At 57.6% G+C, this 17709-nt stretch carries 17 protein-coding genes; 7 read left to right on the top strand and 10 right to left on the bottom strand.

The genetic code is table 11. From position 1 onward, the window contains the following. Positions 1–51: 51 nt before the first annotated feature. The 5 genes from ACR0CZ_RS00420 to ACR0CZ_RS00400 form a co-directional block, all read right to left on the bottom strand. Positions 52–861, bottom strand: a complete 810-nt coding sequence (locus tag ACR0CZ_RS00420; protein ID WP_170664290.1) for a methyltransferase domain-containing protein — start codon at positions 859–861, stop codon at positions 52–54. Between the two features lie 108 nt (positions 862–969). Next, positions 970–2067 (bottom strand): sn-glycerol-3-phosphate ABC transporter ATP-binding protein UgpC, encoded by a 1098-nt coding sequence (locus ACR0CZ_RS00415; protein ID WP_170394830.1) that lies wholly within the window; start codon positions 2065–2067, stop codon positions 970–972. A gap of 5 nt (positions 2068–2072) precedes the next feature. Continuing rightward, positions 2073–2972, bottom strand: coding sequence for a carbohydrate ABC transporter permease (locus ACR0CZ_RS00410; RefSeq protein WP_170725197.1), 900 nt, complete (start codon positions 2970–2972; stop codon positions 2073–2075). Then, positions 2965–3837: a carbohydrate ABC transporter permease gene (locus ACR0CZ_RS00405; protein ID WP_039543053.1), complete on the bottom strand. Its 873-nt coding sequence runs from the start codon at positions 3835–3837 to the stop codon at positions 2965–2967. Before ACR0CZ_RS00405 ends, ACR0CZ_RS00410 begins: the two co-directional genes overlap by 8 nt. Before the next feature lie 57 nt (positions 3838–3894). Then, positions 3895–5139 (bottom strand): ABC transporter substrate-binding protein, encoded by a 1245-nt coding sequence (locus ACR0CZ_RS00400; RefSeq protein WP_170394836.1) that lies wholly within the window; start codon positions 5137–5139, stop codon positions 3895–3897. A 217-nt stretch (positions 5140–5356) separates the two neighbouring features. Here ACR0CZ_RS00400 and ACR0CZ_RS00395 point away from each other — a divergent pair, with 217 nt between their 5' ends. Together ACR0CZ_RS00395 and ACR0CZ_RS00390 are read left to right on the top strand one after the other, a co-directional pair. Beyond that, positions 5357–6094 (top strand): response regulator transcription factor, encoded by a 738-nt coding sequence (locus ACR0CZ_RS00395; RefSeq protein WP_170394838.1) that lies wholly within the window; start codon positions 5357–5359, stop codon positions 6092–6094. Then, positions 6091–7533 carry a sensor histidine kinase gene (locus ACR0CZ_RS00390; protein WP_480537147.1) on the top strand — a complete coding sequence of 481 codons (1443 nt, stop codon included), beginning with the start codon at positions 6091–6093 and terminating at the stop codon, positions 7531–7533. The genes ACR0CZ_RS00395 and ACR0CZ_RS00390 overlap by 4 nt, the downstream gene beginning before the upstream one ends. Here the strand turns inward: ACR0CZ_RS00390 and fliP are convergent, their stop codons facing one another. The 4 genes from fliP to fliF are packed head-to-tail and all read right to left on the bottom strand — an operon-like array spanning position 7534 to position 10724. Beyond that, on the bottom strand, positions 7534–8262 hold the full coding sequence (gene fliP / locus ACR0CZ_RS00385; RefSeq protein WP_170394845.1) for a flagellar type III secretion system pore protein FliP: 729 nt from the start codon (positions 8260–8262) through the stop codon (positions 7534–7536). Next, entirely contained in the window at positions 8259–8546 is a 288-nt protein-coding gene (locus ACR0CZ_RS00380) for a FliM/FliN family flagellar motor switch protein (protein ID WP_170394848.1), read from the bottom strand. Before ACR0CZ_RS00380 ends, fliP begins: the two co-directional genes overlap by 4 nt. Then, entirely contained in the window at positions 8539–9135 is a 597-nt protein-coding gene (locus ACR0CZ_RS00375; RefSeq protein WP_170394851.1) for an ABC transporter ATP-binding protein, read from the bottom strand. The genes ACR0CZ_RS00380 and ACR0CZ_RS00375 overlap by 8 nt, the downstream gene beginning before the upstream one ends. Then, complete coding sequence (gene fliF, locus ACR0CZ_RS00370; protein ID WP_170466647.1) at positions 9135–10724, bottom strand: flagellar basal-body MS-ring/collar protein FliF; 1590 nt, start codon at positions 10722–10724, stop codon at positions 9135–9137. The genes ACR0CZ_RS00375 and fliF overlap by 1 nt, the downstream gene beginning before the upstream one ends. 119 nt (positions 10725–10843) lie before the next feature. Here fliF and ACR0CZ_RS00365 point away from each other — a divergent pair, with 119 nt between their 5' ends. Genes ACR0CZ_RS00365 through ACR0CZ_RS00345 form a run of 5 tightly spaced genes read left to right on the top strand, consistent with a single transcriptional unit; the run spans position 10844 to position 15513 of the window. Next, positions 10844–11341, top strand: a complete 498-nt coding sequence (locus ACR0CZ_RS00365) for a flagellar basal body-associated FliL family protein (RefSeq protein ID WP_170466650.1) — start codon at positions 10844–10846, stop codon at positions 11339–11341. A 9-nt stretch (positions 11342–11350) separates the two neighbouring features. Further along, a complete protein-coding gene (locus ACR0CZ_RS00360) occupies positions 11351–11863 on the top strand; it encodes a DUF6468 domain-containing protein (RefSeq protein ID WP_170466653.1) in 513 nt (170 codons plus the stop codon). Next, on the top strand, positions 11860–12453 hold the full coding sequence (locus tag ACR0CZ_RS00355; protein ID WP_170466657.1) for a MotE family protein: 594 nt from the start codon (positions 11860–11862) through the stop codon (positions 12451–12453). Before ACR0CZ_RS00360 ends, ACR0CZ_RS00355 begins: the two co-directional genes overlap by 4 nt. A gap of 46 nt (positions 12454–12499) precedes the next feature. Beyond that, positions 12500–13369, top strand: coding sequence for a flagellar motor stator protein MotA (gene motA / locus ACR0CZ_RS00350; RefSeq protein ID WP_170394865.1), 870 nt, complete (start codon positions 12500–12502; stop codon positions 13367–13369). Next, positions 13366–15513, top strand: coding sequence for a hypothetical protein (locus tag ACR0CZ_RS00345; RefSeq protein WP_480537149.1), 2148 nt, complete (start codon positions 13366–13368; stop codon positions 15511–15513). The genes motA and ACR0CZ_RS00345 overlap by 4 nt, the downstream gene beginning before the upstream one ends. Positions 15514–16194: 681 nt before the next feature. Here ACR0CZ_RS00345 and betB read toward each other — a convergent pair. Then, positions 16195–17649, bottom strand: coding sequence for a betaine-aldehyde dehydrogenase (gene betB, locus ACR0CZ_RS00340; protein WP_170466663.1), 1455 nt, complete (start codon positions 17647–17649; stop codon positions 16195–16197). Positions 17650–17709: the final 60 nt, after the last annotated feature.

Below are 17709 nucleotides of genomic sequence, written 5' to 3'. Positions count from 1 at the left end.
ATTACCCTACGCCGGCCACCGCTCGACCCGTTCGCGCGGTGGCTTTTTTGTTCAGGTTGCAGGCTTGCGCGCGATCTGGCTGACATAAGACATGTAGCCAAAAAACGTGTTTGCAGACACACGCGCCCGGGCCTCGGATTTCAGCGCCTGTGCCGTTTCAGGCGCCAACAACCCGGTCTCAGCCATTCGATCCGCACCACGGTCGATAACGGTCAGAAAGTAAGTCGCCTCTCCTTCGGCTACATAACCGTGTCCCCGGCGACGGCCCAGCTCAAAACCTGCCTGAGAGAGTACACCGCCAATCTGGCGCATGATCCAAAGGTTTGTGACGTTCTGATTGATCATGAACCGAATGAGTTGATCCAGAGGATCAAAATCGGCAATCTGCGCTGTGGCGGTATCGTAGTCCCCATCGCAAATCGCGAATATCCCGCCCGGTTTCAGTATCCGAAAGGCCTCGGAAACCACATCGTCGGGGCCGGGTACATGGCACAACAGTGTATGCGCCAGAACAAGGTCTGCTGAGCTATCTTCAAGCCTGGTTGCCTTTGCATCGCCGGTTTCAAAAACAAGATTGCTCTCGCTGGCGAAGCCGTTTCTCGCACGTTTGACCATAACCGGTGAGGGCTCAATGCCGAGCGCGCGCTCCACCCCGCCAACTGACAGCAGCTCTTGCGTGATGTGCCCGGTGCCTGAACCCAGCTCAACCGCGAACCCGCCCTCAGGGACAATCAGATCACTTAGATAGCTATCCCTGATCTCTTTCTGCGCCGGCTCCAGACACCGCGCTTCCATAGCTTCGGCGATACGCTCTTGGACCGAGATATCCTGCCCGGCCAGATCGGAATACGGATCGGACATAGCGCGCCTCCCTTCGCTACGTCCCAAGATAGCATATTTCAAATTAACCGGCCAAAACCGACCGTGATTGCTATGGCCCACCCCGGGTTGGTGCGGGCCAACGGCAACTTAATTCAGCCGTTCACCCGTTTCCTTGGCAAAGTAGGACACCTTGCTCATGTCGAACGCCAAGTTCAGCAATTGACCGGCCTGCGCGCTGGTTTCAGCATGCAGCCGCGCCGTGACCTGCTTGCCACCCAATTCCGACACCACATAGGTATCTGCCCCTGCGGGTTCGACCATATCGACCATGCAGGCGGCTTCCTGCACGCCTGCGCCAGCGCGGAACCCCGCCTCGGCGATATCTTCAGGGCGTAGACCAAGGATGACATCCTGCGGCAGAGACAAGTCGCGTGCATCGTTCAGAACCAGCGTTTCACCGGATTCGCGCGCGATCGAGATTTGCGTCCCCGAGCCATTGTTCGATGCCTGTGCCGGGATCAGGTTCATCGCAGGTGAGCCCATGAAATCCGCCACAAACAGGTTGGCCGGGTTGTTGTAGATCTCAGCCGGAGTACCGATCTGCTGAACGACTCCGCCTTTCAGGACTACGATCTTGGTGGCCAGCGTCATCGCCTCGATCTGGTCGTGGGTCACGTAGACGATCGAGGCATCCAGCGTCTGGTGCAGCTTCTTAATCTCGGTCCGCATCTCGACCCGCAGCTTGGCGTCCAGGTTCGATAGCGGCTCGTCAAACAGGAACAGCTTGGGATCGCGCACCAGTGCCCGGCCCATCGCGACCCGCTGGCGCTGACCACCCGACAATTGGCTGGGGCGGCGGTTCAGCAAAGGTTCGATCTGAAGCAGCGAGGCGACCTCTTTCAACTTGGCCTCCTGCGTTGCCTGATCGACCCCACGCACCTTCATGCCAAAGGTGATGTTCTTGGCCACCGACATGGTCGGGTACAATGCGTAAGACTGGAACACCATCGCGATGTCGCGGTCCTTGGGGCTGACGTGGGTCATATCGTTTCCGCCGATTGACAAGGTGCCACCGGTGATCTCCTCAAGCCCTGCAATACAGTTCAACAAGGTGGATTTACCGCAGCCCGAGGGGCCAACCAGCACCAGGAAGTCGCCCGGTTCGATCGAGATGTTGATGTCTTTCAGAATCTCGGTCGCGCCGTAATTCTTGTACAGATTGTTAATATCAAGGATGGGAGCCATGGGTCTTATCCCTTCACTGAGCCGGCGGTCAGGCCGCGGATGAAATACTTACCGGCAACGACATAGACGAGCAGCGTCGGCAGCCCCGCGATGATCGCGGCAGCCATGTCGACGTTGTATTCTTTGACGCCGGTGGTGGAGTTTACGATGTTGTTGAGCGCCACGGTCACGGGCTGTGTTCCCGCCTGGCTGAACGATACGCCAAACAGGAAGTCGTTCCAGATTTGCGTGAACTGCCAAATCACAGTCACCACGATGATGGGCAGCGACAGCGGCAGGAAGATCGACCAGAAGATCCGCATGAACCCGGCCCCATCAACGCGCGCTGCTTTGGTCAGCTCAGCCGGAATGGTGACATAGTAGTTGCGGAAGAACAGCGTGGTGAAGCCCAGCCCGTAGATCACGTGGACGAAGATCAGGCCCGGAATGGTTCCGGCAATCCCCATCATGCCCAGCAGACGCGCCATCGGCAGCAGCACCACCTGGAACGGGATGAAGCAGCCAAACAGCATCAGCGAGAAGATGATATTCGCGCCTTTGAACCGCCACTGCGCCACGACGTAGCCATTCAGCGCTCCCAGAAGGGTCGAGATGGCCACCGCAGGCACCGCGATCAGGACCGAGTTCCAGAAATAAGGCCGCAGACCTTCGCACTGGATACCGGTGCAAGCGCCGGACCATGCAGTTTTCCAGGCGTCAAAGCTGACTTCGCGTGGCAGTGAGATCAACGAGCCTGTGCGTATTTCCTCAAGGCTCTTCAGCGATGTGGTCAACATCACGAACAGCGGCATCAGGTAATACAGCGCGAAGAGGCCCAGCAGGACGTATAGCAGCCAACGCAGGGCAATCTTGCCAGTGGCGCTCTGGGTGCGGGTTTCGGTTTGGGGCATCGACAGATCAGTCATTTTTCGCCCTCAGCTCTGAGTAAAGATAGGGAACCACGATGGCAAAGACGACCAGCATCATGATCATCGCGGACGAGGCCGCTTGACCAATATCGCCGCGCGAAAAGGCCATGGCGTACATGTAAGTAGCGGGCAGATCGGTTGCGTAGCCCGGACCGCCACCAGTCAGGGCGATGACAAGGTCGAAGCTTTTGATTGCGAGGTGCGCCAGCACGATGAAAGCAGACAGGAAAATCGGGGCCATCGAAGGGATGATGATCGCCGTATAGATGCGCCACGTGGGGATACCATCGACCTGTGCGGCCTTGATGATCTCGCCATCGACCGAACGCAAACCGGCCAAAAACAACGCCATGACGAAGCCGGAACTCTGCCAGATCGCGGCGATCACGATAGTGTAGATCGCATAGTCAGGGTTCACCAGCCAGTCGAATTCGAAATTCGGAAAGCCCCAGCCCTGCACCATGGATTCGATGCCCAGGCCCGGGTTCAAAATCCACTTCCACGCCGTACCTGTCACGATCATCGACAACGCCATCGGGTACAAGTAGATCGTCCGGATCGCGCCTTCGACGCGGATCTTCTGATCCAGCAGGATGGCCAGCAACAGGCCCAGTACCATCGCGATCACGATGAACAGCGCACCAAAGATATAAAGGTTGTTGATCGCCGTATCCCAGCGGGGAGAGTCGAACAGGCGTTCGTACTGAATGAAGCCTTTGATCTCGTATTTCGGCAGTAGTTTCGATCGGGTTAGCGACACCCATGCGGTCCATCCGATAAATCCGTAGACAAAGATCAATACGGCGATGAACGACGGTGCCAGCACCACCTTGGGCAGGTGGTTTTCCAGCCATTCGGACATTTTAGCCTCCGGGGAAAGATGCTCTGCCCCTCACTATAGGGGGCAGAGCGTATTGGATCAGTAGCTGTTTGCTACCGCGTCCGCCAGTTGCTGAACCGCGTCAGCCGAGGACATATCCGAGTTGAAATGTGCGGTCACAACATCCGTAATCGCACCGGCCTGCGACCCGCGCAGCGCCATGCCATGGGCATAAGACGGCAGCAGCGAACCGCCTGCCGAGGTAGAACCCATGTCTTCGGCCGAGATTTGCGCGCAGATGTCGAACGCATCCAGCGCCACATCAGTCCGCGCAGGGATCGAGCCCTTGTTCAGGTTGAACACTTCCTGGAATTTCGGCGCGACGATCAGCTTGGCCAGCAATTCCTGACCAGCGCGGTTGTCGTCACCTTCCACTTCGAACATGGCGAAGCTGTCGACGTTGTACAGATATCCGTCGCCGGGGGTCGAGGCACACAGGAAGTCTTCGCCGGGCTTCTTGCCAGCCGCCAGGAATTCGCCCTTGGCCCAGTCACCCATGATTTGGAAGGCTGCTTCGCCATTCATCACCATGGCGGTGGCAAGGTTCCAGTCGCGGCCTGAGAAGTTTTCGTCCACATAACCGCGCAGGGTGCGCATCTGATCAAAGACCTGCACCATGGTGTCCGAGGTCAGCGTCTCGGGGTCCAGATCAACAAAGGCTTTTTGATAGAATTCGGGGCCACCCAGACCCAGAGCTACCGCTTCGAACACGGTGGCGTCCTGCCACGACTGGCCACCATGGGCCAACGGGATCACTCCGGCAGCCTGCAGTTTTTCGGCAGCGGCGTTGAACTCTTCCCATGTTGTGGGCATTTCAATGTCGTTGGCGGCCAGAACGTCAGCATTGGCCCAGATCCAGTCGATGCGGTGCACGTTCACGGGTGCTGCGCACCACGTACCTTCGCACATCATGTGGCCTGCAATCGATGCTGGCAGGACATCGGCCCAGCCTTCGGCTTCTGCCACGGATGAAATGTCAGCCAAAACGCCTTCTTCATACCATTCCTGAATGGCAGGTCCTTTCAGCTGTACAGCAGTCGGCGCGTTACCGGCAAGAACCCGGGCCCGCAGCGCAGTCATGGCCGCATCGCCGCCGCCACCTGCGACCGGCATATCGGTCCATGTGCCGCCGTTCGAGGCGAACTCTTCCTGCAGAACCGCGACCGATTTCGCCTCACCACCGGACGTCCACCAGTGCAGAACTTCGGCCTTTGGTTCAGCCACAACAGCCGACCCGGCCACAACGGCCAAGGTCGACACGGTGGCAAATGCAAAACGCTTCATTTTTTGTTCTCCTCCCTGAGAATTCGGTGCCACCCCAAGGGCGGCCATACGCGATATAGCGCTAACGAATTGCTGCATGGCAACGCAGAATGCAGTGCAATATCCTGACAAGGTGGAAATTTTCACCGCTTTTGTTACCCCGTGTTACGTTGGCCTTGAATCCGTTTCCATTCGTTACAATTGGCGGCGACGGAGAACCCTAAGGAGGAGAAACAGAGTGGGCATTCCCCGGCTCCTGGTGGTGGACGACGATTCGGAGATGCGGTCGATGATGACCCAGTTCTTTCAGCAGAACGGGTATATTGCTCTGCCTGCCAGTTCCGAAAGTGAAATACGCACGCATCTAACCTCGGGGCGGATCGACCTGATCCTGTTGGACGTGATGCTGGGCGATGAAAACGGCGTCGAGATCTGTGCCCGGTTGCGGGCCGAACAGGATGTACCGATCATTCTGGTATCGGCCCTGTCGGCGGATCATCAGCGCATGGCAGGATATGAGGTTGGAGCAGACGATTACATCGCCAAACCATTCAACCCGCAACTGTTGCTAGCCCGCGTCCGTGCGGTGATGCAACGCGCCCGACGCACGCCTTCGCTGGCATACCGCCGCCGCACGCGCACCTTTCACTTTGACGGCTGGGTCTTTGACGGCAAACGGGACGAGGTACATTCGCCCGAAGGCTATCTGGTTTCCCTGTCCCAACGGGAGACCGCTCTGCTGAAGGTTTTGCTGGCGAACCCGCATATTCCGCTGACCCGTTATGAGATCGCCGCCGCACTGGATGTAACCGGTGAGGCCGACAAGCCCGAGGCGCAAGGCCGTGCCATAGATATGCTGGTGGGGCGGTTGCGGTCGAAAATCGAGGCCAACCCGAAAGACCCCCAGATGCTGCGCACCGAGCGCGGTGTTGGCTATCTGTTTACCGCGGACGTTATGGTGGATGAGGACGCATGACCCTGCGCCTGCGCAGTTTTGGGTGGCTCTGGACCCTGTCCGCCTTTGTCGCGGGGCTGGTGGCTGCCGGGATGTGGTTCACCTCGGCACAGGCTTGGAACCGGTATCAGACCGCAGCATTTGTTGCTGGTTTCACCATATACGAAGATTTGCGAACAGGGATGGCGCCGCCACCCGGCCTGTTGATCACCCCATTGTCAACCGAGGCAGCCGCGCTTGCTGATAGGGGAGCGTTCCAGCAAATGCCCGGCTTTGCGGATCGCCGCTTTGTCACCAATCTGTCGATCCTGACCGACAGTTCAGCCCCCCTGAGTGGCCGCGAATTGACGCTTGCGGTGTTATCGGATCGACTGGTCTATCCGGTTTCAGACATCGTATCTGGCAGCGATCAGACCGGCCCCGAGAAGATGGGGAACCTGACCCGTCTGTTGGCCACATATTGCAGCGAACCTATCCTGATCGCGCAATTCGGGCGCGGAGTCTGGCAGCAAGTCGACGGCACCGAAATCTGGGGCTGTAAGGCTGCGCCGGTTGATCTGCGTTTGCCCGCGATATTGCTGGGAATTGTGTCCTTGGCGGTGCTTCTGACCTCGGTCGGGAATGTTTCTGACAGTTTCGCACGCTTTGCTCAGGCACTTGGTGACCGCCGACGTCGCGGCGGGCCGCAAAGCTATGACGCGGACGGGCCCGAAGAGCTGCGCGATATCGTGACTGCGGTGAATGATCACCTCGATGCCGAACGTGCGCAGCTTGAGAAACGCGCCATTGTACTGTCGGGTGTCAGCCACGATCTGGGGACACCTGCAACCCGCGTCCGGCTGCGTGCGGCGCTGATTCCCGATGGCGAGTTGCGCGAAAAGCTCGAGGCCGACGTGGACCAGATGACCGGCATGATAGAAAGCGTGCTTACTTACACGCGATCGGAACTCAGCGTCGAGGAACCGCGCCAGATATCGTTGACCTCGCTGGTTGAATCGCTTGTGGCCGATTATCAGGACATGGACCGGCCTGTGTCGTTGAAAGCCGTTGATCCCGTTGCCGTCGAAAGCGCGTCGTCTGTTTTCATGTCACGCCGTGGGCATGCGTCGCTGCCGGAAACGCGGCGCATCCTGGTGACGGGTCAGCCCATCGCATTGAAACGAGCTTTGTCCAATCTGATCGATAATGCCCTGAAATACGGTCGTCACGCCGAGGTTGAACTGGAAACTGATGCTCAGACCGCCACGATCATCGTCGAAGACAAGGGCACCGACCTATCGGTCGCGGATATCGAGGCGCTACTGGCACCGTTCCAGCGCGGATCAAACATCGGATCTTCGGACGGGTTCGGATTGGGCCTGACAATTGTCAGCACCGTTGCCGAACAACATGGCGGAACGCTGAGTTTCGAGGCCGGAGATCAGGGTCTGCGCGCCCGACTACAGATCACACGGCAATAGTCATGGCGCATAGCTGCGCACCAAGGCGCTGGCGATCAAGGCCCAGCCATCAGCGATGACGAAAAACGCCAATTTGAACGGCAGCGAGACCGTAGCCGGAGGCACCATCATCATTCCCATCGACATCAAAACCGCTGCGACAACGAGATCGATTATCAGGAAAGGCAGGAAAATCAGGAACCCGATCTGAAAGGCCCGCGCGATTTCCGACAACATGAAGGACGGCATCAGCACGGCTAACGGGGCCTCGGGCGATAGTTGAATCGCAGCACCATCCGGGCGCAGGTCTGCCATGGCCTGAAACGTGTCGGCATCAATACGCGCTGCCATAAAACTGCGAAACGGCACCAGCGCGCGTTCCAGCGCAGGCTCTACGTCAAGCGTTTCCTCGACCATCGGCTGAATCCCTGTCTCCCACGCCTCGGTAAAAACCGGCTCCATGACGAAATAGGTCAGAAACAGCGCCAAACTGACGATCAACATGTTTGGTGGTGACTGCTGCAAGCCGATTCCTTGCCGCAGGATCGCCAAAACCGTGATCAAAAACGGGAAACAGGTGATCATGATCGCCAGTCCCGGTGCCAGGCTGAGCACCGTGATCAGCAAAATCAACTGGATGGTCCGGGCCGAGATCGACCCGCCCTCGCCCAGGGACAGCGACAGTTCTTGCGCCGCGCCACCGGAGGGTATGACCAGCAAAAATGCCAGCCAAAAAAGGTAGCGCATCATCCGATCCCGTTCTGCAGATCCGAGATTTCGGTCAGCCGTACAGCCAGTTGCCCGGACTGGTCGCCCTCCATCTCTTCCAACAGACCGCGCGCTACCAATTGGTCCCCGACATAGAGGTCAACCGGATCCTCGATCCGCTTGTCCAGTGTCAGTACGGCATTTTCGCCCATGCTCAACAGGTCACGGATCAAAGGCCGCGCACGCCCGACCGAGACGGTGACTTCGATCGGAACAGTCTCGAACGGGTTGGGTTTTTCGGGTTTCGGTGGTTGAGGATCACTCATTTGACAAAGCCTCTTTTGCTTCAAACAGATATGCGTCGAACGTTGCAGCAATGGATGAGAGCAAGGCAGCGCAGTCCACCTCGCGTTGGGCGATCCCCACCTGCAATCGCGCCTGTCCCGGCTGGAGCGAGACATCCTCGATGACCTGGGGACGCGGCGAGATATCCTGCGGCAGCATCGCCTCGACCTGATCCCAGGTGCCCGCCGGGACAGTCAGCTGCAGTGGCTGGCCGACCTGCTCACGCGCCATGTCGCAAAGCTGCTCGGTCAATCGCTTCGCAAAGCCATGCTCGATCGTCTCAGGCAGAATAGTCTGAACCAGGCTCTGGAACATCGGTTCCAGCGACAGGGTCATGCGGGTCAATGCTTCTTGATAGGTAAAGGACAGGTCGGATAACGTCGCCGACAGATCGGAGCTTAGCTGTGTGCCAGTCTGTTCCTGTGCCTGAACCGCATCTTCCCAGCCCGCCCCATAGCCTTGTTCAAATGCAGCAAGCCGCTGTTCTTCCAGTGCGTCTTCATCCAGTAGATGTACGGCCACCCCAGCCGCAGAGGCGTTGAAGTCTTCAAGAAGATGAGCGATCGACATCACACCTTCTCCTCGCCTTCTTCAAGCCAGCTGCGCAGGATCTCTACCGTCTCTTCCTGCTTGTCGCCGATCATGGCGCGCAAACGGTCGACAGGATCTTCCCCACGCGCAGCGGCAATCGCCGGAACATTCGGCTGCGCCGCATCCGCGAGCGGTGCAAAGTCCGGCGCATCTGCGGTCGCAATTTCTCCGGTCAGGGAAGGCGCTGGGGCGACCTCGACCGGTGCACCTGCTGGCAGCAGCGCCGATGCCGCAGATTTCGTCAGAATTGGCCGTATGACAAACAGACCCAAAACAAGGGAAACCAGCGCCAAAACCACCATCTGGATTAGCGACATAGCGTCGATATGCATGTTCTGCCAAATCGACCCGGACACCAACTCGCTCTGGGGTTCAACCATGGGCAAGTCGAGCGATTTCAGTGTGATGACGTCGCCGCGTTTAGCATCAAACCCGACCGCAGAAGCCACAAGCTCTTGCAGTGCATCAAGCTCGGGCTGCGGCATGGGTTCAAAAATCTCGACGCCATCTGTACCTGCCGCTCGAACACCATTGACCAGCACCGCGACAGTCAGACGTTTGATCGCACCTGGCGCGCGATGAACTTCCAACTCGGTCTCTGACACCTCATAATTCACCCGTTCGCGGGTCTGAGTGGCATTCGAATTGGATTCATCGCCTCCTGCCCCGTCGCCATCCGGCAGATTCGACGCCACTGTCACATCCGCCGACTGATTACGCGCACTGTCCGACCGTTCTTCAACATCCGTGCTGATCGCAACACGGCCTTTGGGGTCAAAGCGACGTTCCCGGATAGACTCGGTTTCGGTCACCGTATCTACGCTGACCTCAACCACCGCGTTGCCGGCCCCGACCCGGGCTTCGACCAGACGCAGGACTTTCTCACGCAATTGGCGCGCCTTATCATCTGCAGTATCGGCTGCCACCGCCGTGTCCTGCGCGCCAATCACGGCCCCGTTTGAATCAATCACAGTGACGTTTTCCGGTGCCAGCCCGCTAACCGCCGACGCCACTAAAAACCGGATCGCCTTTGCCTGATCTCCGTTAATCGGTGCACCCGACGGGACCAGATAAACCGAAGCGGTTGGTGCTATGCTGCGCTGAAACGGGTTGGAGGAGCTGTTGGCGATGTGCACCCGGGCCTTGCTGACATGCGGGCTGCCCACAATCGTGCGCGCCAGCTCTCCTTCTTTTGCGCGCCAATAGGCGGCATCAAACATCTGCGACGTAGTGCCAAAGCCGCTGAGCGAATCCAGCAGTTCGTAACCGCGATTGCCGTTCGCAGGCAGGCCCTCGCTGGCCAAAGTCATCCGCAACTCATCCCGCTGAACGCCGGGGACGTAGATCGAGCCACCCCTTATTTCATAGTTCACACCACGCTGGTCCAGCGCCCGCACGATATCCCCGGCTGCACCGCTTTCGAGCCCCGCATAAAGCAGCGTCATCGACGGCACTGTCACAATCCGTGACATCGCAAGCACACCCAGAAACACCAGTGCCACGGCACCGGCCACGATAATTTGTTTGCGCCTGTCCAAACTAGCCCAGACAGTTCCGATCTGCTGCACGCTTACCTCCGACTCACCGACATTCTGTGCGGCTCTGCCCTTGTTTGGACGATTGCCCTTAACAATCGGTTAGTCCCTGAGGGGTTATGACGGTTGCCGAACAGATTCATGAGGACCGCATGACCGACGCAACTGCAGATGAGGCGGAAGCCCCTAAAAAATCAGGGAAAAAAGGCCTTCTGCTTGGGCTGATTCTGGCTGTCGCGGGCGGTGTTGGTGGCTATTTCATAACTGCATCCGGCCTGCTTCCCATAGGTGGGTCCGAGATGGTGAAAGAGGCCAAAAAGAAAGGCGAAGACGCTTCCGTAAAGGCACTTCCCGATGTGAAATTTGTCGATCTTCCGCCGGTGATCATCTCGGTCAAGTCAGATGATTCGCGACATTTAAAATTTCACGCGCAGCTTGAAGTGAATGCGGGCTACGCCGCCGAGGTTGAAAAGATGCAGCCGCGAATCATGGACGTTCTGAACAGCTATTTGCGCGCCCTTGAGTTAACCGATCTGGAAGATTCTCTGGCTTTGATGAGGATCCGCGGACACCTGCTACGACGCATTGGGATCGTCGTTGGCGAAGGCCGCGTGCGTGACGTTCTGGTCATGGAATTTGTACTGAATTAGGAGGCGATGGTGGAGTTGATTGCCGATATTCTGCTGGTTGCGGGCGCTCTTGGGGCTGGTCTGTATTGTTTCGTTCTGTCGCGACGCCTGAAGCGGTTTACCGATCTTGAGAAGGGTGTGGGTGGCGCCGTTTCTGTGCTGTCCTCGCAAGCAGAAGAGTTGCGAAAATCGCTGGATAGCGCGCGTCAGGCTTCGGATGATTCCGGCACCGCGTTGCAGACGCTGACCGAACGGGCAGAAACCGTCGCACAACGGTTGGAGCTTATGATGGCCTCGATGCACGATGTCGTTCAGGAAGAGCCCTCTGAGCAGGACGTTCCCATGGATCAGCCAGATGACGCACCTGCTGAGGACAGGTCTGAGCAGCCCGGCGAAGCACAAAAAACTGCATCCGATCCGTCTGGTGAACCAACTGAGGTCTCGACTGAGCCATCGGACACGCCACCAGAGCCGCCCGCAAAGAAACCAGAAGGCCTGATGTTTTTTCGGCACGCCGCTCCATCTGGCGGAGCAGCGAAATGAGTCGCAACCGGGCAAAAGCGCCTGATCGCCGAGCGCGCGGCGGTGTTCTGACCGTCATTTCTTTGCTGATGGTCGGCTCTGCGATTATTCGCATCGGGCTTGAGGCCGGGCCTGCACTTGCCCGCGGCGCAGCACCAAACATGGCCTCGCCGGTCGGTGGTGAACGCAAAGAGGCGAATGCGGCAGATCTACAATTGCTGCTTACGGAACTATTGCGCCGTGAAAAGACTCTAAACCAGCGTGAAAGCACGATTTTGGACCGGGAACGGGCGCTCGACATTGCCGATCAGGCCATCGAAACCCGGCTCACCATGCTGGAGGACGCCGAGAACACTCTGCGTGAAACGGTGGCGATTGCCGAAAAGGCCGCCGAAAACGATCTGACACAACTGACTGACGTGTATCAGAGCATGAAGCCCAAAGATGCCGCCGCGTTGTTCGAAACGATGGACGCGGTATTCGCCGCTGGCTTCCTGTCTCGCATGCCACCGGAAGCTGCCGCTGAAGTTATGGCCGGTCTCAGCCCCGAGGCTGCTTACACCATCAGCGTGATCATGGCCGGGCGCAATGCACGTGCCCCACAGGAATGACCCTCATGGCCATATCTATCTGCACCCTCAACGCTGGAGACCTTTCATGATCGGGCTCATCGGAATTGCCGTCATCTTTGTCATGGTATTCGGCGGCTACCTTGCCGCAGGCGGTAAGATGGCAATCATTATGAAATCACTGCCCTTCGAGATGATGATGATCGGAGGGGCCGCAGTCGGCGCATTTCTGATCAGCAATGATATCGGCGGCGTAAAACACACCGCCAAGGATATCGCGAAAGTTTTTAAAGGACCCAAATGGAAGCCCGAGGATTATCGCGATCTGTTATGCTTGTTGTTCTCTCTGATCCGGATCGCACGCGCTAACCCGGTCGAGGTAGAGCAGCACATTGAAGAGCCAGGAAGCTCATCGCTATTTTCCGCATATCCCAAGATTCAAACCGACAAAGAAGCGGTGGACCTGATCTGTGACACCATGCGCTCGGCGGCGATGAACTATGACGACCCGCACCAGGTTGAAGAAGTGCTGGAAAAGCGGATGGAGGCGAACTTCCACCATGCCATGCATTCAAGCCACGCGCTGCAAACCGTTGCTGACGGGTTGCCCGCCCTGGGGATCGTGGCCGCCGTTTTGGGTGTGATCAAGACGATGGGATCAATCGACCAACCACCGGAAGTTTTGGGTAAGCTGATCGGCGGCGCGTTGGTTGGGACGTTTCTGGGGGTTTTTCTGGCTTATGGATTGGTGGGTCCTTTCGCGGGCAAGCTGAAATCTGTTGTTGAAGAAGACAACCACTTTTACCAACTCATCAAAGAGGTTCTGGTGGCTAATCTTCACAACCACAACGCGGCCATGTGTATTGAGGTCGGCCGCCAGAACACACCGACCCACAACCGGCCCGGTTTCTCGGAACTTGAAGACGCGCTTAAGGAACTCAAGCAGGCTGCAGCATGATCCGCGCATTGTCTTTGGTCTTGCTCGCATGGGGCACAAGCGCATCAGCACAGGCTTTGACCGTGCGATCGGGCGAGCATGAGGGATACACGCGTCTGGTGGTACAGGTCCCCTCTGGCACCGGCTGGATGTTGGATCCGGTCGAGAACGGCGCGCGGCTGAGCATTGGCATCGATAATGCGACATTCAACACTGCATCTGTCTTCGACCGCCTGTCGGGGAACCGTCTGCAATCGCTTCAACAGGCCGGGCCAGGTGCAGCGTTGGAGATGACATTTGGGTGCGACTGCGTGGCAACGGCATTTCTGCATCGCCAAACTATGGTGGTCATAGATATCGCACCCGACCAGGGTACACCTGCAAGTGACCCGGTAGAGCCAGAGGCGCTTCCCAGGACTGCGAGTATCCCGGCCCAAAAACCCTTACCTACTGATATTCCAGCCACCGAACTGGCCTTGCCTTTGCTGCAATTAAATCAACGAAATTTTGAGGAGCAGTTGGCATCACGTATATTGCAAAGCGCTGATCGAGAGGTTGTTGATCTTGAACTGGCAGGTGTCGGAAGCAGGGAATCGTCCAGTTTTGGGCCGCTGCGATCTTCGGAAAAGTTGGTGCCAAATCTGCGACTGTCTTCGGTGCTCGATGAGGTTTCGGGGCTGGGCAATCTGGCAGTTCCTCAGATTGATAGCAAACCGGAATGTATCACGGACAGCGAACTGGGTTTTGGGACATGGTCGGGCGCTCGATCATTTTCCGAGGATGTGGCCGAATTGCGGGTCGGGTTATTTCAGGAATTCGATCGTGTCGACCAGGCGTATGCAATGGATTTGGCGAAGCTCTATACGTATTTCGGGTTCGGTGTAGAAGCGCACCAAGCCCTGTCTTTGTTGTCGGAGACCTCGGTTGAGCAGCGCAGATTAGCGGCCATCGCATCAGTGATGGACGGGTTGCCTGCACCGACGCCGAACCCTTTGGCAGGGCAGCAAAGATGTGATGGTGCCGCCGCACTCTGGGCGCTTTTGAGTGAGGGTAAACTTCAATCCGATGCGCATGTGAAAGCGATCGAACGCAGTTTTGGTCGGCTGCCGTGGCATCTCAGGCAACATCTCGGCCCGGATATCGCCGAGATGTTTGTCTCGGCAGGCCGGCTTGAAGCATCGCGCCGGATCTTGCGTGCGGTCGAACGGATCTTAGAGGACGAACCCGCTGATGTAACCTTTGCCCAAGCCAAAATCGCGGATGCTGCAGGGGATACCGATACCGCGGAAACGCTGTTGACCGAGGTCATATCGGCGCCCGATGCCGCGACCGATGCGCCGTTGGCACTTGCGCGGTTGATCGAAAAGCGGTGGTCGGACCGGGGTACGGTCTCGCCCCGCGACCTCGATTTAGCTGCAAGTTATGCGCGCGAGCTTCGGAAGTCCGAACTTGGCCCGATGTTGGCGCGTGCTCACGCTTTGGCGATGGCTTTGTCCCAGGATTTTACCGGAGCTCTTGCCGGTTTTGAGGATGTCTCAGATTCCGACGAATGGCAGAGGACACGAGATCAGGTGTTCCAATTGCTGGCGGAGCGGGCGGACGACATTACTTTCCTGCGCCATGTGATGGAATTGAAGGACAGGCGACGCAACGCGCTGGCGGTCGAAACTGCCGTGTCCATGGCAGAGCGATTGGCTGACCTTGGGTTTTCAGCGCAGGCTTACGCGCTGGCAAACCGACCGCAAGATCGGGAACGCAGCCGTGATCGTGCTCGGCTTCGGGCAAAGGCGGCTCTGATGGACAACCGTCCCCGTCAGGCGCTGCTGGAAATCGCGGACGATTCCTCGGACACCGCGCAAGAGTTGCGCGCCCAGGCCATGATGCAAACACAGGATTTCGATGCCGTCGCGCGCGCATTGCAGGCAGGCGGGAAGCACGAGATGGCCGATCGATACAACTGGTTGGCGGGCTCCGGCGGTGCGGATGAAGAGAGGTCAAACACCTTCACCGATTTGTCCCGCATCCGAACATCCCTGATCAAGCCGGTTGCGCGACAGCCGGACAAGCCATTGTCGGACGCCGCAATGCTAATACAGGACAGCACCATCGCACGCGCGCAGATCACTGAAATGCTTGAGACAGTGCGCGCAATCGACCCGAACTGAACCTTGGAAGTCTGTTCTTGCAGAGACAAGTGTAACTGCTTTGGCCTGTAGGCTGATAGACGCCAAAATCAGCCTCTAACAAAGGTGTTGAATTCATTTTGGACTTCCTATGCATCAATCCATGATGCCCATAGGACAGTGGCGGTAAACTCCGTGAACGTGTCGAAGATCTACAGCTGGCTCAATGATCATTCAGGACCACCGCACGCGTTCAAGTGTGCTAGTTCTTGGACAACTCTATCTGAAATTACGATCACCACATCTGCCCTTGGTAAACCAGGCCGAGTGACTCAGACTTTCTGAAACCGTATTCCAGGGCATTACGGTTGCCACATCGGGATCCTGCAGACCCGCCCCAGAGATTTGTTCAGCCCAGATGTGAACATGCACCGCCAAAACAGCCGCTACAATTGGCATTGCGTATTGTGCCGGGGACATGGTCTGGAGTTGGCCCCAAGATAGCTCGCCCTTTCCAGCATCGCTACGTCAATCCAACCAAACTTGGCCAGTTGATGAAGGATCAAACTGCTCCGATCACAAAAGCTCGGGTGTGAATTTTCACAGGCTGATCTCCGGTTTGCGGACGAGTCGTCTTGAGGAATTTAGCCATATGTACGAACCGGCATGTGCTCTGCCCCCGACGTGAACTGTCAAGAACAGAGACTATTTAACCGGATTTATTCAGTATGGGGCCTCCACATCATTCATCGAGACGTAGACTGTCTTCATCTCGCTGAAGTGGTTGATTGCCAGTTTCGAGTTCTCGCGACCGACACCCGACATCTTAGATCCGCCGAACGGTGCCTCTACCGGGGCCAGGTTATAAGTGTTGATATAGCAAGTTCCCGCCTCAAAACCTGCCACGATGCGGTGGGCGCGGGTCAGGTCGTTGGTGAAGACGCCGGCGGCCAGACCGAATTCGGTGTCATTGGCACGGGCCAGAACCTCTTCTTCGGTGTCGAAGTCCAGCACCGACATCACCGGGCCGAAAATCTCTTCGCGCGCGATTGTCATATCGTCCTTAACATCGGCAAAAACCGTGGGCTGCATGTAGAAACCATCGCCTTGGACCCGTTCGCCGCCATAGATCAGCCGCGCGCCTTCGGCCCTCCCCTTTTCGACATAGCCAAGCGCGATATTCATTTGGTTTTCGCTGACCATCGGGCCAAAGTTGACCTCTTCATCCATCGGGTCGCCGATTTTCGCCGTAGCAAGGCGTTCAGACAGGCGCTTAAGGAACGCTTCCTTGATTCCCTTTTGCACAAAAACTCGAGTGCCGTTGGAACAGACCTGTCCCGAGGAATAGAAATTTCCCAGAATGGCGCCTGACACGGCATTTTCGATGTCGGCGTCGTCGAACACGATCATCGGGGACTTGCCACCCAATTCCATGGTGACATGTTTCATGCCATCGGCGGCAGCAGCGTACACCTTGCGACCCGTTGGAACCGACCCTGTTAGCGAGACCTTGGCCACTCGGGGGTCGGTCACCAGGCTGGCGCCTACATCACCGTAGCCCTGAACAACGTTATAGACGCCTTTGGGTGCACCTGCCTCGATCAAAATCTCGGCTACTTGCAATGCCGACAGCGGAGTAGTCTCGGAAGGCTTGAAGATCATTGTGTTTCCGCACGCCAACGCCGGGGCACCCTTCCAGCAAGCGATCTGCGTCGGGTAGTTCCATGCCCCAATGCCCACACAAACACCCAGCGCCTCGCGGACGGTATAGACAAAATCCCCGTCTGCCAGAGGGATATGTTCGCCGGTCAGCGAGGCCGCCAGACCGCCAAAATACTCCAGCGCATCCGCGCCGCTGGTAGCGTCGGCCACCAGCGTTTCCTGCAGAGGTTTGCCGGTATCATGGGTTTCGATAATCGATAAGTCACGATTGCGATCCCGCATGATGTCGGCCGCGCGTCGCAGCACACGGCCTCGCTCGGTGCCCGATAGGGCAGCCCAGGCCGCTTGGGCCGATTTTGCACTGTTTAGAGCCTTTTCAACAATCTCAGGCGTGGCGGAATGCAGCCGTGCGATGACCTCTCCGGTGGCGGGGTAGATAACGTCGATGGGCGCGCCATTGGTGTCCTCGACATACTCGCCATTGATGAAGTGGCTGGCCTTGGGTTGAAACTTCATGCCGGTTCCCTTTGTGTTCAGAAATCTCTTTAGGCAAAGAGATCGCGTACGTTGAGGATC

The organism is Ruegeria sp. H9 (assembly GCF_056532915.1).
The sequence above is the reverse complement of the archived record's forward strand: the minus strand, read 5'-3'. Positions and strand labels throughout refer to the sequence as shown.